The 25,690-nt window shown below is 73.8% G+C and carries 30 protein-coding genes and 1 tRNA gene; 16 read left to right on the top strand and 15 right to left on the bottom strand.

What is annotated here, in order from left to right; genetic code table 11:
• Window positions 1-123: 123 nt before the first annotated feature.
• Window positions 124-1,638, top strand: a complete 1,515-nt coding sequence (locus tag ABT232_RS01430; RefSeq protein WP_351834202.1) for a vWA domain-containing protein — start codon at window positions 124-126, stop codon at window positions 1,636-1,638.
• Between the two features lie 66 nt (window positions 1,639-1,704).
• Here the strand turns inward: ABT232_RS01430 and ABT232_RS01425 are convergent, their stop codons facing one another.
• The gene (locus ABT232_RS01425; RefSeq protein ID WP_351834199.1) at window positions 1,705-2,127 is read right to left on the bottom strand and encodes a rodlin; all 423 of its coding nucleotides are present in this window, start codon (window positions 2,125-2,127) and stop codon (window positions 1,705-1,707) included.
• Window positions 2,128-2,443: 316 nt separating this feature from the next.
• A complete protein-coding gene (locus ABT232_RS01420; protein ID WP_351834197.1) occupies window positions 2,444-2,863 on the bottom strand; it encodes a rodlin in 420 nt (139 codons plus the stop codon).
• Window positions 2,864-3,126: 263 nt separating this feature from the next.
• Here ABT232_RS01420 and ABT232_RS01415 point away from each other — a divergent pair, with 263 nt between their 5' ends.
• The 4 genes from ABT232_RS01415 to ABT232_RS01400 all read left to right on the top strand — a co-directional run bounded on the left by ABT232_RS01415 (window position 3,127) and on the right by ABT232_RS01400 (window position 6,520).
• Window positions 3,127-3,537 (top strand): rodlin, encoded by a 411-nt coding sequence (locus ABT232_RS01415; RefSeq protein WP_351834195.1) that lies wholly within the window; start codon window positions 3,127-3,129, stop codon window positions 3,535-3,537.
• 179 nt (window positions 3,538-3,716) lie between these two features.
• Entirely contained in the window at window positions 3,717-3,968 is a 252-nt protein-coding gene (locus ABT232_RS01410) for a chaplin (protein ID WP_351834192.1), read from the top strand.
• Between the two features lie 162 nt (window positions 3,969-4,130).
• Window positions 4,131-5,090, top strand: a complete 960-nt coding sequence (locus ABT232_RS01405; RefSeq protein WP_351834189.1) for a chaplin — start codon at window positions 4,131-4,133, stop codon at window positions 5,088-5,090.
• Between the two features lie 221 nt (window positions 5,091-5,311).
• Window positions 5,312-6,520, top strand: a complete 1,209-nt coding sequence (locus ABT232_RS01400) for a glycosyl hydrolase (RefSeq protein ID WP_351834187.1) — start codon at window positions 5,312-5,314, stop codon at window positions 6,518-6,520.
• Between the two features lie 58 nt (window positions 6,521-6,578).
• Here the strand turns inward: ABT232_RS01400 and ABT232_RS01395 are convergent, their stop codons facing one another.
• The 8 genes from ABT232_RS01395 to ABT232_RS01360 form a co-directional block, all read right to left on the bottom strand.
• Window positions 6,579-7,724 (bottom strand): GNAT family N-acetyltransferase, encoded by a 1,146-nt coding sequence (locus ABT232_RS01395; protein ID WP_351834184.1) that lies wholly within the window; start codon window positions 7,722-7,724, stop codon window positions 6,579-6,581.
• Window positions 7,721-8,434: a YveK family protein gene (locus ABT232_RS01390; RefSeq protein ID WP_351834181.1), complete on the bottom strand. Its 714-nt coding sequence runs from the start codon at window positions 8,432-8,434 to the stop codon at window positions 7,721-7,723. The genes ABT232_RS01395 and ABT232_RS01390 overlap by 4 nt, the downstream gene beginning before the upstream one ends.
• Entirely contained in the window at window positions 8,431-9,609 is a 1,179-nt protein-coding gene (locus ABT232_RS01385) for a glycosyltransferase (protein ID WP_351834179.1), read from the bottom strand. Before ABT232_RS01385 ends, ABT232_RS01390 begins: the two co-directional genes overlap by 4 nt.
• On the bottom strand, window positions 9,606-10,298 hold the full coding sequence (locus tag ABT232_RS01380; RefSeq protein ID WP_351834787.1) for a polysaccharide deacetylase family protein: 693 nt from the start codon (window positions 10,296-10,298) through the stop codon (window positions 9,606-9,608). The genes ABT232_RS01385 and ABT232_RS01380 overlap by 4 nt, the downstream gene beginning before the upstream one ends.
• A 109-nt stretch (window positions 10,299-10,407) precedes the next feature.
• Window positions 10,408-12,270: a lipid II flippase MurJ gene (locus ABT232_RS01375; RefSeq protein ID WP_450871656.1), complete on the bottom strand. Its 1,863-nt coding sequence runs from the start codon at window positions 12,268-12,270 to the stop codon at window positions 10,408-10,410.
• Complete coding sequence (locus ABT232_RS01370; protein WP_351834177.1) at window positions 12,267-13,580, bottom strand: O-antigen ligase family protein; 1,314 nt, start codon at window positions 13,578-13,580, stop codon at window positions 12,267-12,269. Before ABT232_RS01370 ends, ABT232_RS01375 begins: the two co-directional genes overlap by 4 nt.
• Window positions 13,581-13,585: 5 nt before the next feature.
• Window positions 13,586-14,938: an exopolysaccharide biosynthesis polyprenyl glycosylphosphotransferase gene (locus ABT232_RS01365; RefSeq protein WP_351834174.1), complete on the bottom strand. Its 1,353-nt coding sequence runs from the start codon at window positions 14,936-14,938 to the stop codon at window positions 13,586-13,588.
• Between the two features lie 131 nt (window positions 14,939-15,069).
• Complete coding sequence (locus tag ABT232_RS01360) at window positions 15,070-16,239, bottom strand: glycosyltransferase (RefSeq protein WP_351834172.1); 1,170 nt, start codon at window positions 16,237-16,239, stop codon at window positions 15,070-15,072.
• Between the two features lie 429 nt (window positions 16,240-16,668).
• Here ABT232_RS01360 and chpG point away from each other — a divergent pair, with 429 nt between their 5' ends.
• The 9 genes from chpG to ABT232_RS01315 all read left to right on the top strand — a co-directional run bounded on the left by chpG (window position 16,669) and on the right by ABT232_RS01315 (window position 22,025).
• Entirely contained in the window at window positions 16,669-16,908 is a 240-nt protein-coding gene (chpG, locus tag ABT232_RS01355; RefSeq protein ID WP_351834170.1) for a chaplin ChpG, read from the top strand.
• 234 nt (window positions 16,909-17,142) lie between these two features.
• Window positions 17,143-17,946 carry a hypothetical protein gene (locus ABT232_RS01350; protein ID WP_351834167.1) on the top strand — a complete coding sequence of 268 codons (804 nt, stop codon included), beginning with the start codon at window positions 17,143-17,145 and terminating at the stop codon, window positions 17,944-17,946.
• Window positions 17,947-18,101: 155 nt separating this feature from the next.
• Window positions 18,102-18,392 carry a hypothetical protein gene (locus ABT232_RS01345; protein WP_351834164.1) on the top strand — a complete coding sequence of 97 codons (291 nt, stop codon included), beginning with the start codon at window positions 18,102-18,104 and terminating at the stop codon, window positions 18,390-18,392.
• Window positions 18,393-18,651: 259 nt separating this feature from the next.
• Window positions 18,652-19,104 (top strand): DUF5949 family protein, encoded by a 453-nt coding sequence (locus ABT232_RS01340; protein ID WP_450871660.1) that lies wholly within the window; start codon window positions 18,652-18,654, stop codon window positions 19,102-19,104.
• Window positions 19,104-19,721 carry a vitamin K epoxide reductase family protein gene (locus ABT232_RS01335; RefSeq protein WP_351834159.1) on the top strand — a complete coding sequence of 206 codons (618 nt, stop codon included), beginning with the start codon at window positions 19,104-19,106 and terminating at the stop codon, window positions 19,719-19,721. The genes ABT232_RS01340 and ABT232_RS01335 overlap by 1 nt, the downstream gene beginning before the upstream one ends.
• Window positions 19,700-19,939 carry a hypothetical protein gene (locus ABT232_RS01330; protein ID WP_351834157.1) on the top strand — a complete coding sequence of 80 codons (240 nt, stop codon included), beginning with the start codon at window positions 19,700-19,702 and terminating at the stop codon, window positions 19,937-19,939. The genes ABT232_RS01335 and ABT232_RS01330 overlap by 22 nt, the downstream gene beginning before the upstream one ends.
• Before the next feature lie 42 nt (window positions 19,940-19,981).
• Complete coding sequence (locus tag ABT232_RS01325) at window positions 19,982-20,497, top strand: hypothetical protein (protein ID WP_351834154.1); 516 nt, start codon at window positions 19,982-19,984, stop codon at window positions 20,495-20,497.
• A gap of 165 nt (window positions 20,498-20,662) precedes the next feature.
• The gene (locus tag ABT232_RS01320) at window positions 20,663-21,175 is read left to right on the top strand and encodes a tyrosinase family oxidase copper chaperone (protein ID WP_351834152.1); all 513 of its coding nucleotides are present in this window, start codon (window positions 20,663-20,665) and stop codon (window positions 21,173-21,175) included.
• Window positions 21,159-22,025, top strand: coding sequence for a tyrosinase family protein (locus ABT232_RS01315; protein ID WP_351834149.1), 867 nt, complete (start codon window positions 21,159-21,161; stop codon window positions 22,023-22,025). Before ABT232_RS01320 ends, ABT232_RS01315 begins: the two co-directional genes overlap by 17 nt.
• A gap of 69 nt (window positions 22,026-22,094) precedes the next feature.
• Here ABT232_RS01315 and ABT232_RS01310 read toward each other — a convergent pair whose 3' ends face one another.
• From ABT232_RS01310 to ABT232_RS01295, 4 genes are all read right to left on the bottom strand, one after another.
• The gene (locus ABT232_RS01310) at window positions 22,095-22,409 is read right to left on the bottom strand and encodes a chaplin (RefSeq protein ID WP_351834146.1); all 315 of its coding nucleotides are present in this window, start codon (window positions 22,407-22,409) and stop codon (window positions 22,095-22,097) included.
• Window positions 22,410-22,703: 294 nt separating this feature from the next.
• Window positions 22,704-22,892 carry a hypothetical protein gene (locus ABT232_RS01305; protein ID WP_351834145.1) on the bottom strand — a complete coding sequence of 63 codons (189 nt, stop codon included), beginning with the start codon at window positions 22,890-22,892 and terminating at the stop codon, window positions 22,704-22,706.
• A gap of 46 nt (window positions 22,893-22,938) precedes the next feature.
• A complete protein-coding gene (locus tag ABT232_RS01300; RefSeq protein WP_351834143.1) occupies window positions 22,939-23,145 on the bottom strand; it encodes a hypothetical protein in 207 nt (68 codons plus the stop codon).
• Between the two features lie 311 nt (window positions 23,146-23,456).
• On the bottom strand, window positions 23,457-23,903 hold the full coding sequence (locus ABT232_RS01295) for a DUF3592 domain-containing protein (RefSeq protein ID WP_351834140.1): 447 nt from the start codon (window positions 23,901-23,903) through the stop codon (window positions 23,457-23,459).
• 61 nt (window positions 23,904-23,964) lie between these two features.
• Here ABT232_RS01295 and ABT232_RS01290 point away from each other — a divergent pair, with 61 nt between their 5' ends.
• Together ABT232_RS01290 and ABT232_RS01285 are read left to right on the top strand one after the other, a co-directional pair.
• Window positions 23,965-24,840: a hypothetical protein gene (locus tag ABT232_RS01290; protein WP_351834139.1), complete on the top strand. Its 876-nt coding sequence runs from the start codon at window positions 23,965-23,967 to the stop codon at window positions 24,838-24,840.
• 208 nt (window positions 24,841-25,048) lie between these two features.
• Window positions 25,049-25,198: a hypothetical protein gene (locus ABT232_RS01285; RefSeq protein ID WP_351834137.1), complete on the top strand. Its 150-nt coding sequence runs from the start codon at window positions 25,049-25,051 to the stop codon at window positions 25,196-25,198.
• Between the two features lie 208 nt (window positions 25,199-25,406).
• Here the strand turns inward: ABT232_RS01285 and ABT232_RS01280 are convergent.
• A tRNA-Arg gene (locus ABT232_RS01280) sits at window positions 25,407-25,479 on the bottom strand.
• Window positions 25,480-25,690: the final 211 nt, after the last annotated feature.

Genomic DNA, 25,690 nt, shown 5'->3' with positions numbered 1-25,690 from the left:
CGGTCTCGGAGGGCCCCGGTCGTGGCCCCTTCGAGACCCATCCGCAACGCACCGTCACGCACGTTCCGAGCCCCTGGACCGTCACAGTCACAGAGACCGACGGACGCGAAGGAGGCACGGACGATGGAGCGGTACCGGATACGACGCGCGGTGCTCGCGCTCACGGCGGGCGCCGGCCTGCTGCTCAGCGGATGCAGCGGGACGGGACACGGCGACGGCAGCAAGGCGGACAGCGCCTACGACAAGGGCGGCGACCGGGCCCCGCTGCCCGCCCCGGAGAGCGGCGAGGAGTCCTCGAAGGCCCGCGACGTGGCCCCGGAACCCGACCACCTCTCCACCTTCGCCCTCGACGTCGACACCGCCTCCTACCACTACGCCCGCCGCACCCTCGCCGACGGCCGCCGGCCCGACCCGTCGACGGTCCGCCCGGAGGAGTTCGTCAACAGCTTCCGCCAGGACTACGACCGCCCCGACGGCAACGGCTTCACGGTCACCGTGGACGGCGCCCGCACCGGCGACGAGGAGTGGTCCCTGGTCCGCGTCGGCCTCGCCACCCGGACCGCCGACGACGACCGCGAACGCCCGCCGGCGGCCCTCACCTTCGTCCTCGACGTCTCCGGCTCGATGGCCGAACCGGGCCGCCTGGACCTCGCCAAGGAGTCCCTCGGCGTGATGACCGACCGGCTGCGCGACGACGACTCCGTCGCGATCGTCACCTTCAGCGACGACGCCGAGACGATCCTGCCGATGACCCGGCTCGGCGACGGGCGGCGCGAGGTGCACAAGGCGATCGACGGTCTGGAGAGCCAGTACTCGACCAACCTCGGCGCGGGCGTCCAGACCGGCTACGAGACCGCGGTGAAGGGCCTGCGCGAGGGCGCCACCAACCGCGTCGTCCTGGTCTCGGACGCCCTCGCCAACACCGGCGACACCGACGCCGACACCATCCTGGAGAAGATCGCCGACGAGCGCCGGGAGCACGGCATCACCCTCTTCGGCGTGGGCGTCGGCAGCGACTACGGCGACGAACTGATGGAACGCCTCGCCGACCGCGGCGACGGCCACACCACCTACGTCTCGACCGCCGCGGAGTCCCGCGAGGTGTTCTGCGAGGAACTCCCGCGCCACGTCGACCTCACCGCCCGCGACGCCAAGGCCCAGGTCGCCTTCGACCCCGAGACGGTCGCCGAGTTCCGCCTGGTCGGCTACGACAACCGCGAGGTCGCCGACGACGACTTCCGCGACGACCGCGTCGACGGCGGCGAGGTCGGCCCCGGCCACACCGTCACCGCCCTGTACGCGGTGCGCACCGAGCCCGGCGCCGACGGCCACCTCGCCACCGCCACCGTCCGCTGGCTCGACCCGAAGACCCGCAGCCCGCACGAGGAGAGCGGCGACCTGGAGGTCGCCGCCCTCGCCGACTCGGCCTGGGACGCCTCCGAGCGCTTCCAGGTCACCGCGACCGCCGCCTACTTCGCCGACGCCCTGCGCCACGACGGCACCGCCACCCTGCCCGGCGCCCCGCGCTCCCTGACCCGGCTCGCGGAACACGCCTCGGACCTGGCCCGCACCACCGGCGACAAGGCGGTACGGCAGCTCGCGGACGCCGTGGACCAGGCGGCCCGGTCGGACCACTGACCCGCCGCGGACATGCGAACGGCGGGCCACCGGAGAACCGGTGACCCGCCGTGGCGCGAAGGACACTCAGTCGGCGTCTTCGGCGTCGTTGCCCTCGCCGTTGCCGGACAGGGCCGAGATGTCGTCCAGGATGTGCGAGAGCGCCTCGTCACCCTTGGCCTGGGTGGAGTTCTCGGTGCACTGCTGGTACTGCGGCGAGGACAGGATCGGGATGTCCTGGACGCCGACGTTGACCAGGGCCACCAGCGACTGGGCGTTGAGCTCGGCCGGCAGGCCGACGCACGGCTTGTTCAGCGAGCCCTGGACCAGCGACAGCTGCGGGCTCTGGTCGCCGAACGTGCCCGAGTTGCCGAACTCCTGCGAGGCCTCGTTGCCGCTGGCCGACGTGGTACCGGTGTCGTTGCCGATGGCCAGGGCCTGGGGGGCGGCCGTCGCCGAGAGACCGGCGACGGAGGCGGCGATAGCCGCGGTTGCCCACAGCTTCTTCATGTTCGTTCCCTTCGAAAAGCGGACTCCGGTGGGGAGTTGCATGATCGCCAACGGGTTTGGACCCCCTGGGGTTGCGGACAGTGCCCCGATCGGCGCAGCGCATTCGGATGATGGGACGAACGCCCCTGGCCTGCGGCGCGACGGCTTTCTCCGGGGCATGCGAAAGCGCCACCGCGCACCGGGCGGAGGGGGACCGGCCGGTCGGTGCGGGCAGCGCGGAAAGGCCGACGGGCCGCCGAGGGATCGGCGGCCCGCTGACGGGGGCGCGGCAAGCAGCCCCAGGGGCTCGGAGGGAGCCCGAGGACGAGAGTGCGGCTCAGTCCTCGGCGTCGTTGCCGTCGCCGTTGCCGGACAGGGCCGAGATGTCGTCCAGGATGTGCGAGAGCGCCTCGTCGCCCTTGGCCTGGGTGGAGTTCTCGACACACTGCTGGTTCTGCGGCGAGGACAGGATCGGGATGTCCTGAACGCCGACGTTGACCAGGGCAAGGATCGACTGGACGTTCGCCTTGGCGGGCAGACCGATGCAGGGCTTGTTGAAGGAGCCCTGGATGAGCGCCATCTGCGGGCTCATGTTGCCGTAGGTGGCCGAGTTGCCGAACGACTGGTCGGAGTCGTTGCCGCTGAGGGACGTGGTCCCCGTGTCGTTGCCGATGGCCAGCGCCTGCGGAGCGGCGGCGGCGGAAGCGCCGACGACGGAAGCGGCGACCGCGGCGGTGGCCAGAACCTTCTTGATCACTTGCTAGTCCCTTCTGGAGAAACCCCGTCCACCGGAGCCACCTGACCAACTGTCACCGACGCGCATGGTTGTCCCCATTCACTCTGATGGCGCACAGCGCGCGGCCCCGCTCCGGCGCCTCGGCCGCCGCCCGGCCTTTCCCCGGCGACAACCGGGCCGAACGGTCCATCCGGGTGACGTCGGCGGGCGGCCCCGCAACCAATCCGGGAACTGCCGGTTGATGCCGGGCAGGAACTTCTTGCCTGTCCCGAAAGGAAAGCGAAATGCTGAAGAAGGCAATGGCCGTGGCGGCGGTCGCCATGTCTGTCGTCGGTGCCTCGGCGGCGGCTGCCCCCCAGGCGCTTGCCATCGGCGACGACACCGGGACCACCTCCGCGAGCGGCGACGGCGCCAGGTCGTCCTTCGCCAACCAGGTCACCAAGGGCGACATGAGCCCGCAGGCCACGCTGGTCCAGAGCTCGCTGAACAAGCTCTGTGTCGGCCTCCCGGCCGAGGGCAACGTCCAGTCCGTCCTCGCGCTGGTCAACGTCGGCGTCCAGGACATCCCGGTGCTGTCCTCGCCGCAGTACCAGCAGTGCGCCGAAAACTCCACCCAGGCCAAGAACGACGAGGCGCTCTCGCACATCCTGGACGACATTTCGGCGCTGTCCGGAAACGGCGAGGGCAACGACTGATTCGTGTGTCCCGCGGCCGTCCGGAATTCTCCGGGCGGCCGTGTCTCGAAGGCATTCGAGTGAATTGTCCAGCCGCACGCGTTCATTGGTCTCTTCGATTGTCTATCCCTCGTTTACAGCCTGCCGGTCATGGTGCGAGCCACCCCTTCGTGCTCGCTCGGTTTCGGCCGTCATTGGGCATGACCGCAGAGAAGGGAAACTTGATGAAGAAGACCGCTGCTGTCGTCGCGGGCGTGATTCTCTGCCTGGGCGGAGCCGCCCCGGCGTTCGCCGACTCCGGCGCCGACGGCCTTGCCGCCGGCTCCCCGGGCGCGATCTCCGGAAACGTGGTCCAGATTCCCGTCCACGTCCCGATCAACGCGTGCGGCAACACCATCGACGTGATTGCCGCGCTGAACCCGGCGGGCGGCAACGCCTGCGTCAACGACTGACGGCGTCACGCGCCACTCGGTGGTGTACCGGCCGGCCTTGGGCGACCTCTGTCTCCTTCAAGGCCGGCCGTTCCCATCTCTCCGAGCAGGAAGACAACGACATTGCGACAGACCCTGAGCAAGGGAGTGTTCGCGGCCGCCGCCGCGACGAGCATTCTGTCCTTGTGCAGCAGCACCGCCCTGGCCGACTCCACGGCGGACGGAGGCGCCGTGGGCTCGCCCGGTGTCGTCTCGGGCAACGAGATCCAGATCCCGGTGACCGTGCCGGTGAACGCCTGCGGCAACTCCGTCGACGCGGCCGCCGCGCTGAACCCGGCGTTCGGCAACTCCTGTGCCCACACCTCGCACCAGGACCACGGCGACCGGCACGCGGACGACGACACGCACAGCGAGTCCCGAGGCGGCAAGCACGGCGGATCGCACGGCGGGTCGCACAGTGACGGCGGCCCGGACGACGGGGCCGGCGGGTCGCACGACGACCACAGCCACCACGACGACGGCCGCGGCGGCTCCCCGCACGGCGACGCCGGTGACGGCGGCCTCCCGCACCAGACCTCCGGACACGGCGGCCACGACGCGTACGAGCCGTCCGGGCACGGTGGTCACGACGCGTACGAGCCGTCCGACGGCGGCGGCCACTGGTACGACACCTCCGGGGCGTCGGCCTCCGGGGCGGCCGTGGGTTCGCCCGGCGTCGGGTCCGGCAACAACGCGCAGGCGCCGATCGACGTGCCGGTGAACGCGTGCGGCAACACGGTCGACCTGATCGGGCTGCTCAACCCCGCCTTCGGCAACGACTGCGACAACACCGGCGGTTACGGCGACACGCCTCCCGGCTACGGCGAGGAGCCCCCGCCCCCCGGTGGCGAGGAGCCGCCCCCGCCCGGCGGTGAGACGCCCCCGCCCGGTGGCGAGCAGACCCCTCCGCCCCCCGGCGGCAACACGACCCCGCCGCCCAGCGGTGAGGACAAGCCCCCGTCCGAGGGCCGGCACCACGGCTCGCCGCCCAGCCTGGCCCACACGGGCGGCGAGGCCATGTTCGGCGCCTCGGCCGCGAGTGCCGCGCTGATCGCGGGCGGGGCCCTGCTGTACCGGCGCGGCCGAGCCGCGTCCCGCCGGTAACGCGCGTACCGGCCCTTCAGGGGCGCTCCCGGAGCACGGCGCATCACCGCCGCCGGGAGCGCCCCTGACGCATGGTCGGGCCCGTGCGCCGGCGCGGCCTTCACCCGTGCGGGCGAGGCTCCCGCCCGAAAGCCGCAGCCGCGGTGGCGGACCGTCACCATATGTGACTGAGTGTCAGTGTCCCTCCGGTCAGGCAGCGCGAGCGCGGAGAAGGAGCAGGTATGGCCCCACAGCGGCGACGGGACCGGTCCCGTCGGCTGGCATGTGTCGCGGCGGCGGTCGCCGCGTCGGCCGCTCTGGCCGCCGCCCCCGTGTTCGCCGCCGGACTGGGGGTGACGGTGGCCGCCGATCCGCCCGCTCCGGCACCGGCGTCCCAGGCGGCCGAGGGACCCGCCTTCGGCGCCTACCTCGGCTACGGCCCGAGCGGTGTCGCCAGGATCGCCGAGCTGAGCGCCTGGCTGGGCGGCGCCGATGTGCGCGTCGGGCACACCTATCTGCCCGGCGACCTCTGGAGCAACATCGAGGGCCTTCCCGGCTTCCTCGACCCGTGGGCGGACTGGCGTACCCAGCGGGAGGACCGCGTGTTCGTCCTCAACGTCCCCATGCTGGAGCGCAACGAGGAGGGCCTCCCGGACTCCGAGGTGCGGGCGCTGCTGCGGCGGGGCGCCGCCGGGGAGTTCGACCACCACTTCCGCACGCTCGCCGAGCGCCTGGTCGAGCTGAGGGTGCCGGACACGGTGCTGGTGCTCGGCTGGGAGATGAACGGCATCACCTACACCCACCGCTGCGGGCCGGACCCGGAGGCCTGGAAGACGTACTGGAAGCGGATCGTCACCGCGATGCGTTCGGTGCCGGGGCAGCGGTTCCGGTTCGACTTCGCCCCGAGCCGGGGGCGGGACGCCGTGCCGTGGACGGAGTGCTATCCCGGGGACGACGTGGTCGACGTCGTCGGGATGGACTCCTACGACCAGCCGTCCGGGATGTCGTTCGACGAGCAGGTGAAGGAGCCCTACGGGCTCCAGGCGCACGTGGACTTCGCCAAGGAGCACGGCAAGGCCCTCTCCTATCCCGAGTGGGGACTCTTCCGCAACGGCGACGACGCGGATTACATGCGGCGCATGCTGGCCTGGATGGACGAGCACCGCCCGCTGTACAACACGCTGACCGACTACTGCCCGCACGGCGTGTGGCAGTGCACCGAGAACCCCGAGGCGTCCGAGGTGTACCGGAGCACCCTGTCCGGCCGCACCGGCGGGCCCGGCACCGCGCCGGCCCCGCAGCCCTCGCCCACGCCGGCCCCGCAGCCCGCACCCACCCCGGTCCCGCAGCCGTCGGCCGAGTGCTCGCCGCTGGAGCTGGGCGACTGGGCCGAGCAGTGGCTCGGCGGGAAGCTGTGCGTACGCGTCGACTGGTGGTCGCGGTTCCGGTGACCCGGCAGCCGCGACCCGGCCTCCGCACCCGGCATCCCAGGGGTGGTGGCGGGCCCGCTCAGGCCCCGCCGCCGCCCTCGCGCTCGCGCCACCGCCGGATCAGTCCGCGGCCCCGGTCGAGGAGCCCGGCCCGGCACAGCGCCGCCGTCAGCAGCGGGGCGGTGCGCCGCCGGGCCAGCAGCAGCCGCTGGTTCGCCACCGGCCGTGGGCGCCAGTGGTGCTTGTACGGCTCGTTGCCGCGCAGCAGGCTCAGCGTGCCGGGCCCGCGCAGCTGCCGGGTGGCGGCGTCCAGCAGCATCAGCGCCACGTCCGCCCTGCACTGCCGCAGGACCGGGTGGGCGCCGTACAGATAGCCGCCCGCGAGCCGTGCCGACAGCAGCGTCAGATCGACGGCGACGACCTCGCCGTCCAGCCGGAACTCGGTGACCACCGCGTCCCCGGAGCGCACCATCGGCCCGGCCGCCCGCACCAGATGGTCGCGGAACCGGGGCCGCAGATGCTCCGGCGTCACCTTCCGCCCCTGCCACTGCAACCGGTGCAGCTCCAGCAGCCGGTCCAGGGCCCGCTCCACCTCCGGCGGCGCGACGACCCGCCGCTCGATGCCGAGCGTGTCCAGCCTGCGCAGCTGGGCGCGCGCCCGCTGCCGGTGCTTGGCGGAGGGCAGCCGGGCGACCAGTTCCGCCAGCGGTGCGGCGGGCAGCTCCAGGCAGAGCGAGTCGTCGAGGCGGTGGCGCGGCCCGCTCCACCGTGCGTACACCCGTTCGGCGGCTCCGCCCGGCCGGACCTCGCGCAGGTCGATCAGCGCGCCGCGGGCGGCCCGGGCGAGGGCGTCGGCGAGCGCGGCGACCGCCTCGTCGCCGAGGCTGTCGTCGACCAGGACGTCGCCGTAGTCGGAGATCGCGCCGCCGAGCGGGACCAGCGCGGGCAGCGGCCGGTGGACCCGCATCAGCGGGGCGGCCGCGACGAGGTCCGCGCCGGAGCGCACCAGCACCAGCCGCAGCCGTCCGGGCCTGCCGTACGACCGCCACCAGGCGTGCAGCCAGGCGTGGCTCTGGAACGGCGTCGCCGCGCCGCACCGCCGGTGGAGCCGCTCCCAGGCGGGGCCGAGCGCGGCGAACGCGGCCTCGTCGGTGACGACCTCCGTGGTGCGGGCTGGCGTGGTCCGGGCGGCGGGCCGGGCGGGGGCGGTGTCCGTCGGATTCACAGCGCTCGGCGGGCGTCGGCGGCCAGGGCCGGGCTGGGCACCGAGGCCGGGGCCGCGGCCGGGGCCGGGGCCGGGCGGCCGGTGCCGGTGGGCGCGGGCCGGGGCCGGACCAGCAGTGCCAGCCCGCCGAGCAGCCCGCCCGCGCTCGCCCCGACCAGCCCGGTCAGGGCCGGTGACGGCGAGGACGGCTCGGTGGGTTCGGTGGCGCGGGCGAACCGTGCCAGTTCGACATGGGTCGAGGCGGCGCTGCCGCTCGCGTGCCGGGTCAGCGCGCGGGCCACCGCGTCCGCCATGCCGACGGCGAGGCCGGGGCGGGCGGAGGTGGCGGTGATCGCGATCATCGGCGCGTCCGGCGAGGTCGCCGTCCGTACGCTCTCCCGCAGCGTGTCCACCGGGACGCCGGCCTCCTCCTGGGCGTCCCCGAGGACCGCGAGCTGGGTGGCGACCCGGCCGTAGGCCTGCGCGAAGCCGAGCGCGGCGGCCGGGTCGGACCGCTCGGTGGGGACGGCGACGACATAGCTGGTGGCCGTGTAGACCGGCGTCTGGAGCAGGCCGTACGCGCCGCCCAGCGCACCGCCCGCCAGTACCCCGGCGGCGAGCAGGGACCAGGGCGGCAGGGTCCGGACGCGGGACAGCGGGCCGGCGCCGCGGGCCGGGGCGGGCGCGCGGTGCTGTCCGGAGCCGGCGGCCCCGGCGGGGTTATCGGTCATGAGGCGGTGGCTTTCTGCGGTGACGGGGACGAGGGGGACGAGGGCGTCGACGGGGACGAGGCGGGCGTGACGGTCCGCGCGTACACCTCCATGAGCCGGTCGGCGCTGCGCTTGATGCTGTAGTGGTGGGCGGCGTCGGGGGCGGTGCGGGACGCCGGCCCGGCCGCGCGGACCTCGGCGAAGGCCGCGGCGAAGGCCTCCGCGCCGCCGGTCACGCGGCGGGCGCCGGGCGCGGTGTCCGGGGGCAGGTCCTCGATCGCGGGGCAGGAGGCGTAGCGGACCGGCAGCCCGGACGCCAGGGCCTCCACGATCGCCAGCCCGAAGGCCTCCTCGGGGCACGGGGAGCCGAGCACGTCCATCGCCCAGGCCAGCGACGGCAGATCGGGGCCGGGCGAGCCGTCGGGCAGGTACGGGCGTTCACCGGTGAACAGCACCCGGTCGGCGACCCCGGCCTCGTGGGCGGTGCGGCGCAGCCGGTTCTCCTCGGGGCCGCCGCCGACCAGCAGCAGCCAGTGGTCCTCGGGGAGCAGGGCGAGCGCGTGCACGAGGACGTCGAAGCGTTTGCCGGCGGTGAGCCGCCCGATGCCACCGATGACGTACGCGTGTTCCGGCAGCCCCAGCCGCTGCCGGGTGCGGTGCCGCTGGAGCGGGTCGAAACGGAAGCGGGCCAGGTCGATGCCGTTGGGGACGACCTCGATGCGGGGCTCGGGCACACCCCAGCGCCGCAGGCGTTCGGCGACGGTGGGGGAGACGGCGACGGTGGCGCGGCCGAGGCGTTCGCTGCCGAGGTACAGCGCCCGGACGGCCGTGCTGAGCCGGCGGCCCTCCATCTGGGAGTCGCCGAGCGAGTGTTCGGTGGCGACGATCGCGCGTACGCCCGCGAGCCGGGCGGCGAGCCGGCCGTAGACGCAGGCCCGGTACAGGTGGGTGTGGACGAGGTCGTAGCCGCCGGCGCGGATGACCTTCACCAGCCGGGGCAGGGCGGCGAGGTCGCGGTTGCCGCTCATGCCGAGGTGGACGACCCGGACGCCGTCGGCGACCAGCCCGTCGGCGACCGTGCCCAGGTTGGTGAGCGTGACCACGTCGCACTCGACGGGCAGATGGCGCAGCAGCAGCCGCAGTTGCTGCTCGGCGCCGCCGACGCCGAGGCCGGTGATGATGTGCAGCGCCTTCATCGCAGCCCCTCCACCGGTCGGCGGCGCAGCCGGTGCAGCCGATGCTTGAGGTAGAGCCGCGGGGCGGTGTCGTTCTCGCCGAGGTGCAGCCGCGGCAGGGCGTGCGGGCCGGTGAGCGGGCCGGGGGAGATGGCGCAGGCGTAGCCGTATCCGGCGGCGCGGACGGCGTCGACGGCGCGGCGGTCGACGGTGCCGTACGGGTAGCAGAAGCCGGCGACCGGAGCACCGGTCACCTCCGCGAGCAGTGCTCTGCTTCCCTCGGTCTCGGCCTTCAGCGTCTCCTCGTCCGCCCGCGTCAGATCGACGTGGGTCAGCCCGTGCGAGCCGATCTCCACGCCCTCCTGGGCGGCGTACTGGATGCCCTCGGCCGTCAGCAGCGGCTTGCGCGGGCCCAGTGGGTCCCACGCGTTGTGGCCGCCGAGCCGGCCGGGCAGCACGAACAGGGTCGCGTTGAAGCCGTGGCGGCGCAGCACGGGCAGGGCGTGGTCGACGAAGTCGGCGTACCCGTCATCGAAGGTCAGCCCGACCAGCCGGCGGCCCTCGCCGCGGGCCCGGGCGGCCAGCAGCTCGGCCACGGACACCCCGCGCAGCCCGCGCCGGCGCAGCCACGTCAGCTGCCGGTCGAGCCGGTCCGGGGTGACGGTGATGCGGTAGGGGTCGTCGGAGCGGTCGCCGACCGAGTGGTACATCGCCACCCACGGGACCGGCCCGGTACGGGAGGCCGGCGCGGCGTCGGCGCGGGGTGCGGCGGAGGTGGAGGTGGAGGTGGAGGTGGACGGGGAGGTGGAGGTGGAGGAGTCAACGGAAGCGGCCATGTGCGAGCCTTCGGGTCACGGAACGTACGGAACGGAGTGCGGAGGCGACGCCCTGCGCGCCCAGGGCCCGGCCGAGCAGGGCGAAGACGACGGTCACGGTCAGCAGTCCGACGGCGAGCGACGGCACCGGCGCGGCCACCCGGCCCGCGACCAGCGCGCCCGCGAGGGTCGCCGCCAGCGCCGCCCACAGCGGCCGGGCCACCGCCGCCAGCACCTGCCGGACCCGCACCGGCACCGACCCGAACGGGCCGCAGCCGGCCAGCAGCAGCACGGCGGTGAGGGTGATGCCGACCGCGTTGGCGGCGGCGATGCCCACGGTGCCCCAGGGGCCGACGGCGCGGGCCCCGAGCCCGAGGGTGGCGACGGCGCCCAGGACCATCGCGCCGACCGGGTACCAGGCGGGCCGCCCCGCCGAGAAGTACGCGCGCACCAGCGCGCCCACCAGCGTCTGGCCGAGCAGCCCGAGCGCGTACACCCGCATCACCCGCGCGGTCGCGGCGGTGTCCCGCGCGGTGAACGCGCCCCGCTGGAACAGCACCTCGACGATCTGCGGGGCGCAGGCGACCACCGCCGCGGTGCCCAGCAGCACCATGCACGCGGCCAGCGCCAGATCGCGCTCCACCCGCGCCCGGGCCCGCTCGCCGTCGCCGTCCGCCAGCGCCCGCGCGACCACCGGGAAGGTGACCGTGCACAGCATCAGCGACAGCGTCATCGGGATCTGCGCCACCTTCTGCGCGTAGTTGAGGTGCGAGATCGCCCCGGCGGGCAGCGGCGAGGCGAGGTACCGCTCGACCAGCACCTGCGACTGCCGGCACAGCGCGAACAGCAGCACCGCGGCCACCAGCGCGAGCGCCACCGGCCGCGCGCTCTCCCCGGCCGCCACCGGCCCCTTCCCACCCCGCCCGCCCAACTGACGCACCAGCGACGGAAGTTGCACGACGACCATCAGGCATCCGCCGACCGCCACGCCGACCGCCGCCGAGCGCACCCCCCAGCGCCCGCCGAGCACCAGCATCGCCGCGATGATCCCGGTGTTGTAGGCGACGTTGATCGCCGCCGGGGCCAGGAAGCGGCGGTGGGCGCGGAGGGCGGCGCTGCAGTACCCGGCGAGGCCGAAGCTGAGCACGGACGTCGCGGTCAGGCGGGTGCAGTCGACGGCGAGGGCCGGGTCCGGCAGACCGGGCGCCAGCGCGGCCACCAGCAGGGGCGCGGCGGCGATCACCAGCGCCGCGCAGCCGACCAGGGCGAACAGCAGCCGCGGCACGGTCGAGGCGACCAGCGCGCGGACCGGGTCGCCCGGACCGCCCCGCGCCCGCCGGGCCAGCGCCAGACTGAACGCCGGGACCAGCACGAAGGCCAGCCCGTCCTCGATCAGCAGGGTGGCCGCGAACTCCGGGACCGTCCAGGCCACCAGGAACGCGTCGGTGTCGCTGCCCGCCCCGAACAGCCGCGCCAGCGCCTGATCCCGGGCGAGCCCCAGCACCGCCGCCGCGACCGAGAGCGCAGCGGTGACGAACGCGGCCCTGGCGAGGAAGCCGCCCGAGTCGTGCGCGTGTCGCGTACCGGCGCCGTCACCGGGTGCGCCTCGGGCCGGGGGGACGGGTGTGGGGACGGCGGGGACCGCTGTGGGGACGGCGGCGCCGGTGACGCCGTGCCCCGCCTCCGCGGGTCCCGCCGGCGGAAGCAGCGTGTTCGTAAGCCCCGTGTCCGTGAGCCCCGTCTCCGTAAGCCCCGTCTCCGGAGGTCCCGCCGGCGGAAGCCCTCTGTCCGCGAGTCCGCTGTCCGCAAGTCCTCTGTCCGGAAGTCCCGCTTCCGGCCGAGGCGTCCGAGGTGGTGTCGCCGTCATCGTGTCGGCGCCTCCTCCGGCCGGCCGCCGGCCAGCGCCCACCAGGCGGCGGCCCCGAAGCAGACGGCGGTCAGGACGGTGGACGGGCCGCCGATGTCGGCGTACAGGAAGTCGGTGAGCTGCCACACCAGCAGGCCGCAGGCCACCAGCGCGCAGTCCAGGCCCCGCACCCGTCCGGTGCGCGCCGCCCACAGTCCGCGCAGCCCGCAGACCAGCAGCGCCAGCCAGCTGCCCACCAGCGCCAGCAGCCCGATCAGGCCCTGCTCGCTCAGCACCAGCAGATACATGTTGTGCGGGGACAGCAGCGGCTGCTTGCGGAAGGCCGCGCCCGCGCCCTCGGTGTCGCTGCCCGCCGACAGCGCCGGCGAGGCGTGCGTGTCCCGGTGCTCGGGGAAACCCTTGAGCCCGACGCCGGTCAGCGGCTGGGCCCGCCACATGCCGACCGCGGCGGCCCACATGGTGTACCGGTCGGTGACCGACTGGTCGGGAGCGTCGGCGACCTGCGTGATGCTCGCGACCCGCTCCTGGAGCATCGCCGTACCGACCCCGAACCCGCCGGCCAGGATCACTCCCGCGGCCACCACCACGGCCCCCACCCGCGCCGCCCGCCGCAGCCCGGCCAGCAGCAGCTGGGCCGCGCAGGTCACCGCGGTGGCGATCCACGCGCCGCGGCTGAAGGACAGCGCGAGCGGCGGCAGCAGCACCAGCGCGCAGGCGACGGCGGCGCCCCGCTGCCGTACGGAGGCCGACCGGCCCAGCGCCAGCCCGGCCGCGCACACCAGCCCGAGGGAGACCACGGAGGCCATCCCCATGACGTCCTGCGTCCCGAACGTGCCGACCGCCCGAATGGGCCGGCCCTGGTAGGAGGCGCCCGTGCCGGTCGCGTACTGGTGGACACCGACCGCGCCCTGCCACACCGCCAGCCCCACGAACGACCAGGCCAGCAGCCGGAAGTCGGCCCGGTCGCGGATCAGCAGGAAGACGGCGGCCGGGACCAGCACGAAGATCTGGAGGTAGCGGCCGAGCCCGGCGAGCCCGGCGCCGGGCGCGACCGCGCCCACGGCGGCCACCGCGAGCCCGACCACCGGAAGCCCGAGCACCACGGCGGCGGCCGGCGACAGCGGACGCCGCCGCTGCCGCAGCAGCCGCACCGCGCAGCAGACCACCACCAGCGCCGAAGCCGCGTCGGCGGGGGTGGCCCCGCCGGTGTCGCCGGGGGCGACGGGCAGGCCGAGCAGGACCACCACGGCCACCACCGGCAGCACCGGGGACAGCGACCGGGGGCGGACCGGCGGCAGGGCCAGAGTCATCCGGCTCAGCTCCCCGTCGGCCGGACGAGCGCGGCCGCCGTGCGCAGCAGGATGCAGACGTCCTGCCACAGCGACCAGTCGTCGATGTAGGCGTTGTCGTAGCGGGCCCGGTCCTCGATGGAGGTGTCCCCGCGCAACCCGTTGACCTGGGCGAGGCCGGTGATGCCGGTACGCATCCGGTGGCGGGCCGCGTAGCCGGGATGGGTCTGGCTGAAGCGGTCCACGAAGTAGGGGCGTTCGGGGCGCGGGCCGACCAGGCTCATGTCACCCCGGAAGACGTTCCACAGCTGGAGCAGCTCGTCCAGCGAGGTCCGGCGCAGAAAGCGGCAGAACCCTCGCATGTCCCGGTCGTTCGCCACGCTCCACCGGGTCGCCGCCTCGTGCGCGTCGGCCGGGCGGTGGGTGCGGAACTTCAGCAGGGTGAAGGGCCGTCCGTCCTTGCCGACGCGCTCCTGCCGGAAGACCACGCCGGGCCCTTCGGTCACCCGCAGCACCATCGCGCACAGCAGCAGCAGCGGACCGACCGCCAGCAGCAGCGCCCCGGACACCACCAGGTCCAGCGCCCGCTTGCCCGCCTCGCCGCGCCGCCCGGTGCCCAGCTCCAGCCGCCGCCAGGCGAACCCGGCGAGCCGCTCGGGAGTGCCGTACGACGGCGAGCCGGCGTCGATCTCCCACACCTCGCAGCCCGACTCGGCGAGCGCCCGCAGCAGCGGGCCCTGCCGCGCGCGCACCGACGGATGCACGGCCAGCACGTCCTGCACGCCGTTCTGGACCAGCGCCCGCCGGACCTCCTCGCCGGTGGTCAGCACCGGCAGCCCCGCCGCGCCGTCCGGCTCCTCGGCCACGATCCCCACCGGCCGCACCCCGTACCGCGGATGCCGCAGCACCGCGGCGGCCACCCGCTGGGCGGTCGCGGCGGGTCCGACGACGAGCGCGGCGCGCGGCCGGCGCAGCAGCGCGAGGCGCCGCCGCCGGTGCACCACGCCCCGGCCGGCCCCGGCCGCCGCGCAGTGCACCGCGCAGCCCGCGGCGAGGGTGTGGGCGGCCACCGCCTCCTGCGGCGCGTACGCCGCGACCGAGGCCGCCAGCGCCAGCCAGGCCACCACGATCCGGCCGCAGAGCGTGGGCAGTTCGTCCAGCACTCCCTGGGTCCGCCGCGGCGGCCGGCGCGGACGCAGCAGTACGGCGGCGCAGACCAGCAGGGCCATCGGGACCGGGCCGTGCCCGGCCAGCGCGACGGACCCCAGCAGGGCGGCCGGCAGATCCGCGAGCAGCCGCGGCGGACCCGCGGGCGGTGGGGCCGCCGGAGGCCGGGCGGGCACCTGGGACGCCGTGCCCCGGCGGGGCGGCGGCAGCACCGGGACGAGCGGGGAACCGTGGCCCCAGGGCCGCGTCCCGGGAGACGGGACGGTGCCCGTGCCTCCGGCCGTACCTCCCCGCGGGCCCCCCGCCGTACTCTCCGCCTGGCCCCCCGCAGTACTTTCCGCAATCACGAGTGGATGGACTCCCTGTACTCGGTGGACCCGGCGTCCTCGCCGGGCCCGCTGCCGAGCAGGCCGCGGTAGAGGTCCGCGACCGCCTCGGCCGTGTGTCGCGCGTCGTGCGCGGACAGGACGTGCCGGCGTGCCCGGTCGCCGAGCGACGCGCGCAGCGGCGGGTCGGCCAGCAGCCCGGCGACGGCCGCGGCGAGGGCTGCCGGGTCCTCGGCGGGCACCAGGCAGCGCGCCGCCAGCGCGGGCGGCAGGCTCTCGCGGGCACCGTCCACGTCCGTCACCACCACGGGCCGGCCGCAGGCCATCGCCTCCAGCGGGGCCAGCGCCATGCCCTCCCAGCGCGACGGCAGCACGACCAGATCGGCGGCCTGGTACCAGGGGACGACATCGCTGACCGCGCCGGTCAGCCGCACCGACGCGGAGGGCATCAGCCGGTCGCGGTCCGGCCCGTCGCCGACCAGCACCAGCCGGGCGCCCGGCACCCGGGCGCGGACCGCGTCCCAGGCGGCGAGCAGAACGTCCTGCCCCTTCTGCCGGCACAGCCGTCCCACACAGACCACCAGCGGGACCCGCGGACCGATGTCCGCCGGCAGCGCGGCCCGTACGGCTCCGGCGTCGGCGGGCCGGAAGCGCTCCGGGTCGATCCCGTTGGGGATCACCGCCCACCGTCCGCCGACCCCGGCCCGCAGCCCGGTCGCCCGCTCCGCCTCGCTGACGCACACCGTGCGGTGCGCCCACCGCGCCCCGTACCGCTCCCAGGCCCGCGCCAGCCCCGCGGTGACCCCGCCGACCGCCTCGAACGACCAGGCGTGCGGCTGGAACACGGTCGGGATCCGGCCCCGTACCGCGAGCCGTCCGGCCATTCCGGCCTTCGCGCTGTGCGCGTGCACCAGGTCGGGCCGGACCTCCGCGACGAGCCGGGAGAGCCGCCGCACCTCACCGGCGAGCGACGGCCCGGGCGAACGCGTCGCCCGCCACGGCGTCACGTCGGCGCCCGCGTCCCGCAGCCGGTCGGCGAGCCCGCTCTCCGGGCAGGCGACGGTCACCCGCAGGCCGGCGGCGAGCTGGGCCCGGGTCAGATCGGTGACGACCCGGGCCACCCCGCCCTCGACGGGCTGGGTGAGGTGCAGGACCCGCGGCGGAGGGCCGGGTGGTAACTGGTGCATGCGCGGTTTTCCTCGCTCACGGACGGTGCTCGGTACGGGCGGGAACGCGCCTCACTTCCGGGTGTCGACGGCGGCGGAGAGCACGCCGGCCCGGGCCGCGTCCGGCTGGGAAACGAGCCGGACGGCCGGCTGGTCACCACCCGCGCCGCGCGGCGTCGAGCGATGATCGAAAACGCCCCTCACATCCGTCGTAGTCGTCGTACGGCGGTTGACGCAGGTGCCGGTCGCGGTACGGCCGTTTCGAGTGGTCCGCAACTCTAGCCGCTATCCGCACCAATCCACCGAAAGGTGACAAGAGTGTCGGAAGGGTGAACCTGTGCCCGCGGCGACATCACCCCTTTGGAGGCGGAACCCCGGCGCGTCCCGTGCGTTGACACAGCGCCGGGCATCCGCCCGGATGTTTGTGTCAACTCCAAGGAGCACCTCTCCATGTCGCGTATCGCGAAGGGCCTGGTCCTGACCTCCGCCGCCGTCGCCGCGGTGGCCGGCACCGCCGGTGTGGCCGCTGCCGACTCCGGCGCCCAGGGCGCGGCCGCCCACTCCCCGGGCGTGCTGTCCGGCAACGTCGTCCAGGTCCCGGTCCACATCCCGGTCAACGTCTGCGGCAACACCGTCGACATCATCGGTCTGCTGAACCCGGCGTTCGGCAACACCTGCGTGAACGACTGACGTCGCGCCGCCCTTTGGCAGCCGGCCGCTCTCCCGTGGGGAAGGCGGCCGGTTTCGCATGTGCTGACCCGAATGGAAGCGGGCGGCCCCGGCCCGGTGCCCGACGCCCGGCGCGGCCCTCACCAGCGGCGATGCACCAGGACTGATGGTCGCTCAGAGTATTTGCGCGGTTGCAGAGAGCAACAGGCGCTCGCACGGTGGAGGCACGACCCGACGCAATCGAAAGGAACACTCATGCGTCGCCTGCCCGTTCGGCGTATCGCCACCACCACCGTCTGCGCCGCCCTCGTCCTCGGCATCGCCGGACCGGCCGCCGTCGCGGCCGACCACGAGCGCACCCGCACCACCGTCCAGGAGCCCGTGCCCGAAGCCGCCGCACTGCTCACCCAGAACCAGTCGCTGGCCGGCCTCGGCATCGTCCTCACCCCGGTCACCGACCTGCTCGACGCCGTGCTCAAGGCCGACAACGGCCAGCTGTCCAGCGCCGACGCCGCCCGGCTCGGCGACGCGGCGAAGGAATCCATCGCCAAGGTCCAGGAGGCGGCCCCGGCGGCCCAGCCCGCGGCGGGCCTGCCCCAGGCCCCCGCCGCACCGGCCGTCCCCGCCGTGCCCAGCACCCCGGCCAAGCCCGCCGACCCGGTCGTGCTCCCGGCCCTGCCCGGCATCGCCCAGAGCGACGCCAAGGCGCCCGCCGCCGACCTCACGGACGACGCGCTCGCCGCCCTCCAGCAGGCCATCGACAAGCTGATCGACGCCGCCACCTCCGGCAAGGTCGACGACATCGTCTCCGAGGTCACGGCCGCGGTGACCGGGCTGGTCAACCTCCTGACCGCCACCCTGCTCGGCGGCGGCCTGCCCGCCCCGGACCTGGCCGGCCTGCCCGCGCTGCCGAGCCTGCCCGCGGCGGCCCCCGCGGTGCCGAGCTCGCCGGCCGCCACCCCGGCGCTGCCCAGCCTGCCCGCGGCCACCCCGGCCGCACCCGAAGCGCCCGCAGCCAGCCCGGCGCTGCCCGCGACCGGACTGCTCCCCACCTCCTGAGCGAGCGGAGCCTCCAGCCGTCGTGCCGATCCGCCGGTCGGCACGACGGCTGTTCATATGTCTTCCGCGCGTGGGGTTTCCGAGCCGCCCGGGGATCGTTGTGCACGGCGTCCGAATCCCCTCCGGCGACCCGCTTCGCCGAAGAAAGGAACACGATGAAGTCCTTGAAGGCCGCCGCCGTCGTCGCCGGATCCGTCGTCATCGCCGGCGCCGCCACGCCCGCGTTCGCCTACGACACCGCCGACCTCACGCCCACCAGCCTGAACGGTGCCGTCAACACGCTCACCAAGGGCCCCATCGAACCCATGGACGCCATGCCGCTCAAGCACCAGTCGAACGCCCTCGACACCGAGAACGAGGACTCCGTGCTCAGCACGGTGAGCGGTGTCACCAAGACCCTGAACGCCAAGGGCGGCCTCCTCGGCGGTCTCCCGCTGGGAGGCTGACGGGGGCTGACGCAAGGGCTGGCGCCCCACCCGCGAGGCCCACGGGCCCGCGCCTTCGGCAGGGCCGATTCCACCCCACCGGGAATCGGCCCTTTCCGCTGTTCGAGGGATGTCCGGGGCGCCGTCCCTCGTTCGTGTGGTGACGAACGCGGCCGTCGCCCGCGCGGGTGAGAACACGCCCGGCCCCCTTCCGGTACGCCGATAAGGTCGCGCGGTGACCACAACCCCCAACCAGACCCGCCCCTTCCGCGCCACCGACATGGGCACCCTCGTCGTCATGGCCTGGAGCGGCGAGGCCCCCGACGGCGACATGCCCTACCTCCTCGCCTACACCCTCGGGGACGGCCCCGACGGCCCCGAGGCCACCTCCGCCGCCGTCGAGCGGATGCTCGGCGACAACGGCCTGCCCGTGGGCGGCGACCTCGTCGACGGCGCGTCCCGGCCCAGCCTGCCGGTAGGCCTGCTCGTCGAGGCCGGCCAGGCGGTCGTCACGATGCCGCACCTCAACGCCCAGTGCACCCCGCCGCCGGAGTGGCTCGCGGCGGTCGGCGAACGCGGCTTCGCCTACTTCGTGTTCACCACCCGCCCCTGGCCGGAGGCCAAGCCCGGCAAGCCCGTCGAGCCCGAGGCGCTGGCCGCGTTCGCGGGCGCCGAGGAGACCCTGAACGCCGCCGCGCACGTGGTCCTCCCGGCCCGCCGCCTGCGGGCCTGATGACCGCCGCCGCGGGCCGGCCCGACCGCCCGGCGGCGCGCACCGCGGGCGGGGGCCGCGGCTTCGCGCTGCTGCTGGTGCTCACCGGCGCGGCCGGGCTGCTGGCCTCCTGGGTCATCACCCTCGACAAGTTCAAGCTGCTTCAGGACCCGGACTTCACCCCCGGATGCAGCCTGAACCCGGTGGTGTCCTGCGGCAGCGTCATGGAGAGCGACCAGGCCTCCGCCTTCGGGTTCCCCAACCCGATGCTGGGCCTGGCCGCCTACGCCGTCGTGATCTGCGTCGGCATGAGCCTCATGGCCGGCGCGGCCTTCCCCCGCTGGTACTGGCTGACCTTCGACGCGGGCTGTCTGTTCGGCGTCGGCTTCGTCAGCTGGCTGCAGTTCGAGTCGCTGTACCGGATCAACGCGCTGTGCCTGTGGTGCGTCCTGGCCTGGATCGCGACCGTCGTCCTCTTCTGGTACGTCACCGCGTTCGCCGTCCGGCACGAGTTCCTGCCGGCGCCACGCCCGGTGCGGTCGTTCCTGACGGAGTTCACCTGGGTGATGCCGTTCGCGCACCTGGGGGTGATCGGGATGCTGATCCTGACGCGCTGGTGGGACTTCTGGACGAGCTGATCACTCGGCTCCGGCGACGGGCCGACTGCCGTGACCAGCCGACGCCACGACGCTCCTCGACCCTCTACGACTGCTACGACTCTCACGACACCCGCTCCGACGACACCTGCAACTCCGGCGACTCCTACGACTACTACGACTACTACGACTACTGCGGCACACGGGGGAATTCCGCCGGTGCCGATCTCAGGACGCGGCTCGGGATCGTTACGCGGTAAGGACGTTGAGCCCGCCGACTCCTGAAAGGGACCGTGCCTGAAATGAAGTCGACCACCCGAGGAACCCTTGCCGCCGTAGTCGCCGGCGTCGCGGCCGCGGTGGGAGCCGCCGCGTCACCCGCCGCCGCGGCCGGCACGGTCCCCGTTCCCGTACCGCTGAACGGGGTCGAGGAGTCCCTGGACATGGAGCTGCCCGAGGTCGCCGGGGAACTGCCCCTGCTGATGCCGGGCGAGCCGGAGGGCCCGCGGTACGTGGAGGGCCGGCTCGTCCCGGACCGGACGCTCCCGCAGCTGCCGGTCACGGGTGGACTGCCGGGCGCCGGACTGCACGCGCCGCTGCCGCGCCTCCTCGGCGACGACTTCGACCACGTAGGACTCCAGGCCCCCTCCTCCGACCTCAGGACGCTGGCTCCGGGTCTGTCCGCGGACACCCCGATCACCCCGCCGGACCCCGAACACTACGGTCTGCCCGGCCTGAAGCTGCCGCAGGCGGGGGTGCTCACGCCGGTGCTCCAGACCGTGCCCGGCGCGGAGCTGGTCATGGGACCGGGGCGGTAAGGCCCGACGGCACCGAGACCTCGCACGAGGGCCAGGGGCCCGGACGCCGCGGAGGGCGTCCGGGCCCTTCGCCTGTCCGGGGTGTACGGGGCGGCCGACGGTGACCGTGGGCACACGCGGGCGGTTAGTCCCGTACAGACAACCGAACCGTACGAGGAGCACACGATGGTCGTCAGCGTCGGCGGAGTCGCGGTGGGCACGGAGAGCGGACCGGCGAGAGAGGCGGCCGGACCGCCGGGGCGGCGGGCGGCGGGCGGCACCCGGCGGGACCTGGTGCGCGGGCTGGTCGCCTCGGCCGGCGCCCTGGCCGTCGCGCCGCTGGTGGTGGCGTCCGGGCCGGCCCGCCCGGAGCAGGCGCCCGGGGACCTCGCGTTCGACGAGATCTACCAGGGCCGGCGCATCGAGGGCATGCTCCTCACGGCCGGCCGCGCGCTCGGCGCCGACGCCGAGTGGCAGGTCACCGTGGACGGCCGCCCGCTCCACCTGATGCGGCGGGCCGACGGCACCTGGCTGAGCATGGTCGACCACTACCGCTCGTACCCGACCCCCCTCGAAGCCGCCCGCGCGGCCGTCGACGAACTGGGCCCGGGACAGCGGCTGGCGGAGGCACGGCCGGCGCACGGCCCGCACGGGGCCCATGGAGCGCACGAGGGGGGTCACCATGGCGTACACCCGTAAGGACGTCAGCACTCTGACCGGCGCCGAGCGGCGGCGGTTCGTCAAGGCGCTGCTGGAGCTGAAACGCCGCGGCGAGTACGACGAGTTCGTGCGGATGCACATCGAGTACTACGTCGCCGACGGCGAACGCGGCCTGCGTACCGCGCACATGGCGCCCTCCTTCCTGCCCTGGCACCGGCAGTTCCTGCTGGAGTTGGAGAAGGCACTGCGCCGCGTCGATCCGTCGGTCTCGGTGCCTTACTGGGACTGGACGCGCGACCGCTCGAAGTCCGCCACGCCATGGACCGCGGACCTGCTGGGCGGCAACGGGCGGGCCTCCGACCGGCAGGTGACGACCGGGCCGTTCGCCTTCGCGGAGGGCAGGTGGACGCTCAAGGAGGGCGTCACCGACGCCAAGTTCCTGACCCGGGACCTCGGCCGGGCCCGCGACCCCATCGAACTGCCCACGAAGAGCGAACTGGAGTGGGCGCTGAAGGACCCCGTCTACGACGTCTCGCCCTGGGACTCGACGGCCACCCAGGGCTTCCGCAACAAGCTGGAGGGCTGGGGCCCCGGGCGGGGCAGCACCGCCTGGCGCAACCACAACCGGGTGCACCGGTGGGTCGGCGGGGTGATGGTCGGCGGCGCGTCCGTCAACGACCCGGTCTTCTGGCTGCACCACGCCTTCATCGACCTCCTCTGGTCCCGCTGGCAGCGCCGCCACCGGGAACACCGGTACCTGCCGGCGAGGCAGCCCGCGCCGGGCGACCTCCAGCGGGGCCGGGTCGTCGCACGGCACGAGAAGCTGCCGCCGTGGGACGTGACACCGGACGCGCTGGAGGACCACGGCGCGATCTACCGGTACGCGTGAGCCCCGCACGGTCGCGGACATGAGAGAGCCCCGGCGCTCGGGGCTGCCGGGGCTCTCTCGGGTGGGGTGTCAGCTGCCGTAGCCGTAGTCCTCGCCGGGCTTGTCGTCACCGTTGTGGCCGTCGTCGCCGCCGTTGTGGTGGCTGCTCTGGTTGACGCAGGTGTTGCCGAAGGCCGGGTTCAGCAGACCGATCACGTCGACGGTGTTGCCGCACAGGTTGACCGGCACGTGCACCGGCACCTGGACCAGGTTGCCCGACAGCACGCCCGGCGAGTGGACGGCCGCGGCACCGGCGCCCGCGTCCGCCATGGCGAGGCCGGCCCCACCGAGGACCATGGTGCCCGTGCCGAGGGCCACACCGGCTGCCTTCGCGATGCGAGACATCACGTTCTCCTTAAGAAGTCGAGGAGCGCGACGACAGGTGACGCCGCCGCACTCCCCGTTCAACGCGGCGGATCATGACGAGTCACGCCGATTCAGGACGGATCACCCTTCTTGAACACATGCCTGCCCTGACGGCCTACCGCCCGTACCACGGCGCGACGACAGTGTGGGCCTTCGTGTCCCGATCCTCATCGGGGCGCTGGTGGCGGTCCGGTACGTCCGACGCCGAAGGTGAGGACGCGCGATACGCGCTCCTCCACGCCCGACCTGGTGCGCTGGTGACCCGCGCACACGTCAGCGCTTCTGCGCCCTGTAACGCTTCATCAGCGCAGTGATCCGTGCGTGGTCCGCCTGACCGTTCAGCTCGGCCACGAGATCGTCAGGACACAACTCGTAGAGGTCCCCCCACCACCGACGTCCGCGGTTGTCCCAGATCCGGTATCCACCTGGTACGCCCCGCGGGACGTAGCGTCTCCTGCTCAATGTTCCCCCCGTTCCGCCACGACGATCCCTGGTTGACCTGGAGCGCTCACCGAGTCCACACCCGATGGGACTCGTCGGCCGGGACGGCCTCCAGCAGATCTTCTGCCGGATCGATCGCTTGGTCTACCAGGAAGCCATGCTCGTCCTCCAGGTGCTCCCAGCCGCACCGATGGAGTTGGCCGGCCGAAGTCAGCTCGGCTTGCTTGACGGCGATCAACTCGCCGAGGTCGGGTACGGCCTCGAAGTACCACAAGCCGCCCCCCTCGTCAGCCCTCCGAAAGTGGTGCCGCAGGGTGGCGTGCTCACCGAGTGCTGGGAGCTCGCCGCGTGCCACAGTCGTGCCGGCGCATTGGTGTGCGCTCGCCCTCCGACACCGGAGGAAGCAACGGCTCTCCGTATCGGCTCCACGACGGCCGTACTGGGGATCACAGGGGGAGGGGAGCCGGGTACTCGATTCGGCTCCCCTCCCCCTCGGGCATGTAGCGCCCGGAAGGGGGCACGGGATCCGGTTGTCCCGGTACCCGGCTTCTCTCGCCGCAAGGAACACCCCTCCAACGACGTGAGTCAGGGGAAGAGGACCGTGCCCGTCACGGCCACGGCGCAGGTCGTGACACCCGCGAGCATCACCCACACCGTGAAGCGGATGTGATGCTCAAGCCCCGCGCGCTCCTTGCGCACCGCGGCCATCGTCCCCATCCAGACGTTCTTGGACGTGCGCGCCGTCCGCACCAGCGGGTACGTCTCGCCCACGACGTGCAGCGGGTTGCGGCCGGCGTATGTGGTGTGGGTGGTCCGGGAACCGTCCGCGGCCGTGTACTCGTAGACGACGCGCAGGAAGGTCTTCTGAGGCGCCAGCGAGACCAGGGTCGCCGGCACTTCCACGCCGGTCGCCTCCAGCTCCCTCATGTCGCGGAGGGCGGCCTTCGGGCCGAGGTACATCATCAGGCCGACGGCGAACAGCACCGGGCCCGCGAAGATGAACAGGATGAGTACCAGGATGACTGCGTCCACAGCGCTGACCGTATGTCAGTGGGGTACTCACCGGGAATCCCCGCCCCTTACGATCTCCCGCATGTCGTTCACCTTCCCGTCCGTACCCGTCCTCCTGGGCGCCCAGGGAGCCGAACTCCGTGCCGAGCCGTACGGGTTGGTGCTGCGCGGTCCTCGCGAAGAGGTCCGCATCCCTCTCGCCGCCGTCGCGCGCGTGCACGCGGACGGGCGGGCGGTCGCCGTCGAGCTGACGGCACCCGCCGGGACCGTGCCGACCCGGTACCGGATCGAGGAGGTGTCCCGCGCCTCGGCGACCGTCTTCGGGGAAGCGGTGAACGACGCGCTGCCCCAACGTCCCGCCGACGAGACTCCGGTGGACGGCTCGACGCTCGTGACGGTCACGCCCAGGCCGGACGCGGACGACGGCCGGGCGGGACGCGGAGCACGGGAGGCGGACGACGAGGAGGACGCGGAGCCGAGAACGCCGGCCGCTGTCATCGTCATCGGGGTGATGGCCACACTCGGCCTCGGACTCGTCGCCCTCGCCGCGGGCGTGGTGATCGCCGGGGACCACGCGGCCCGCGCACTCGCGGTGCTCCTGCTCGGCGCAGGCACACTGCTGATGGCCCAGGTGACGATCGAGGCGTCGTCGGCCCCGTGGAACATCTGGTACCTGCCCCGCCACGGCGTCACGGTCGAGACGGTGCCCACCCTCATCCGCGGCCGGGTCCACTACGGCTACACCGCCACCGACGGAAAGACCCGTCCAGCGCCCCAGGACGGGCACGAGGCGCCATACAACATCGCCTACCACCTCAAGCACCCCGCCCGCGTGGTCGTGTCCAGGGGCCTGGACGCGTATTTCTGGAAGCGGCTGTTCTGGGCAGCCGCTTCGGCGGCCCTCACGGCTCTCCTCGGCTGGGGCACCCTGGGACTGGCCCTTCCAGCCTTCGCCTAGCGGTCCGCTCGGCAATGGGCGACAGCCACGAAAACCCGGGTCTCCGAACTGGGGCTTCGTTCAAGAGCGGCTGCCGGGAATCGAACTCGCGCTCTCAGCTTGGGAAGCTGCGATCAGTTGAGCTTTTTAGGCTCCGCGCTGGGGGTCCCTCCCAACCTGGGCAGGCGGCGGCGAACCTCGGCTGCCCCGGCCCGAGGAAGCCGTGGCCGTGCGCGTGGAGGACGTGACCCTGCCCGAGCCCGATGCCGTCGATCAGTGGTGCGATCTGCTGATCCATACGGCCACGCCGGAGATCGGGAAGCAGTGGACCGAGGCGGGGGAGGGTGAGACCCGTACCGTTCCAGGCATCCGGACCTGACCCGCATCCTGCGGCAGCCGTCGAGGACGAACGGCTCCAGCCGGGTGAACTGCTGTTCCAAGGGGAGTCCGGCGGCATCCTCGCCGGTTCCGTCATCTGCCCTGGATGGCGACCTTGATCACCGAGGGTGCTTCCGGGCCTGACGTGTGTCGATCCTCACCCGCTCTGACCAGCAAAAAAGCCCTCCCGGAGGGAGGGCGGAGACTTGCGCCCCCGGCAGGACTCGAACCTGCGGCCAAGCGCTTAGAAGGCGCCTGCTCTATCCACTGAGCTACGGGGGCCGGGTGTGGTGGCCTCTGTCGTGGTGCCCGGGTGTGGGCTGATCCGTGACGTCGCCGGGGACAAGGATAGGGCTCCCGGATCCTTGACCCTGTTGCTTCGCCTCCGTGGCTCGATGTGGAGGTTCGGTGAAGCGGTCCTGATAATCGCAGGCAGGTACGAATCGTGCATCGCTTTTGACGCCTCGCGCACCGGGTGTTGTGCACTCGTTAT

Origin of the sequence: Streptomyces sp. NPDC001532, from assembly GCF_040298625.1 — a bacterium.
GTDB lineage: Bacteria > Actinomycetota > Actinomycetes > Streptomycetales > Streptomycetaceae > Streptomyces.
Note: the sequence above shows the minus strand (reverse complement) of the source record. Positions and strands in the feature narration are given on the sequence as shown.

Coding starts and splice junctions, on each gene's coding strand:
- ABT232_RS01425 (WP_351834199.1), bottom strand. CDS start 2,127: ATGAAGAAGCTGTGGGCAACCGCGGCTATCGCCGCCTCCGTCGCCGGT.
- ABT232_RS01430 (WP_351834202.1), top strand. CDS start 124: ATGGAGCGGTACCGGATACGACGCGCGGTGCTCGCGCTCACGGCGGGC.
- ABT232_RS01410 (WP_351834192.1), top strand. CDS start 3,717: ATGACCGCAGAGAAGGGAAACTTGATGAAGAAGACCGCTGCTGTCGTC.
- ABT232_RS01385 (WP_351834179.1), bottom strand. CDS start 9,609: ATGAAGGCGCTGCACATCATCACCGGCCTCGGCGTCGGCGGCGCCGAG.
- ABT232_RS01345 (WP_351834164.1), top strand. CDS start 18,102: ATGAAGTCCTTGAAGGCCGCCGCCGTCGTCGCCGGATCCGTCGTCATC.
- ABT232_RS01315 (WP_351834149.1), top strand. CDS start 21,159: ATGGCGTACACCCGTAAGGACGTCAGCACTCTGACCGGCGCCGAGCGG.
- ABT232_RS01340 (WP_450871660.1), top strand. CDS start 18,652: ATGGGCACCCTCGTCGTCATGGCCTGGAGCGGCGAGGCCCCCGACGGC.
- ABT232_RS01380 (WP_351834787.1), bottom strand. CDS start 10,298: ATGTACCACTCGGTCGGCGACCGCTCCGACGACCCCTACCGCATCACC.
- ABT232_RS01370 (WP_351834177.1), bottom strand. CDS start 13,580: ATGACTCTGGCCCTGCCGCCGGTCCGCCCCCGGTCGCTGTCCCCGGTG.
- ABT232_RS01375 (WP_450871656.1), bottom strand. CDS start 12,270: ATGACGGCGACACCACCTCGGACGCCTCGGCCGGAAGCGGGACTTCCG.
- ABT232_RS01415 (WP_351834195.1), top strand. CDS start 3,127: ATGCTGAAGAAGGCAATGGCCGTGGCGGCGGTCGCCATGTCTGTCGTC.
- ABT232_RS01290 (WP_351834139.1), top strand. CDS start 23,965: ATGTCGTTCACCTTCCCGTCCGTACCCGTCCTCCTGGGCGCCCAGGGA.
- ABT232_RS01310 (WP_351834146.1), bottom strand. CDS start 22,409: ATGTCTCGCATCGCGAAGGCAGCCGGTGTGGCCCTCGGCACGGGCACC.
- ABT232_RS01325 (WP_351834154.1), top strand. CDS start 19,982: ATGAAGTCGACCACCCGAGGAACCCTTGCCGCCGTAGTCGCCGGCGTC.
- ABT232_RS01320 (WP_351834152.1), top strand. CDS start 20,663: ATGGTCGTCAGCGTCGGCGGAGTCGCGGTGGGCACGGAGAGCGGACCG.
- ABT232_RS01360 (WP_351834172.1), bottom strand. CDS start 16,239: ATGCACCAGTTACCACCCGGCCCTCCGCCGCGGGTCCTGCACCTCACC.
- ABT232_RS01335 (WP_351834159.1), top strand. CDS start 19,104: ATGACCGCCGCCGCGGGCCGGCCCGACCGCCCGGCGGCGCGCACCGCG.
- ABT232_RS01400 (WP_351834187.1), top strand. CDS start 5,312: ATGGCCCCACAGCGGCGACGGGACCGGTCCCGTCGGCTGGCATGTGTC.
- ABT232_RS01350 (WP_351834167.1), top strand. CDS start 17,143: ATGCGTCGCCTGCCCGTTCGGCGTATCGCCACCACCACCGTCTGCGCC.
- ABT232_RS01390 (WP_351834181.1), bottom strand. CDS start 8,434: ATGACCGATAACCCCGCCGGGGCCGCCGGCTCCGGACAGCACCGCGCG.
- chpG (WP_351834170.1), top strand. CDS start 16,669: ATGTCGCGTATCGCGAAGGGCCTGGTCCTGACCTCCGCCGCCGTCGCC.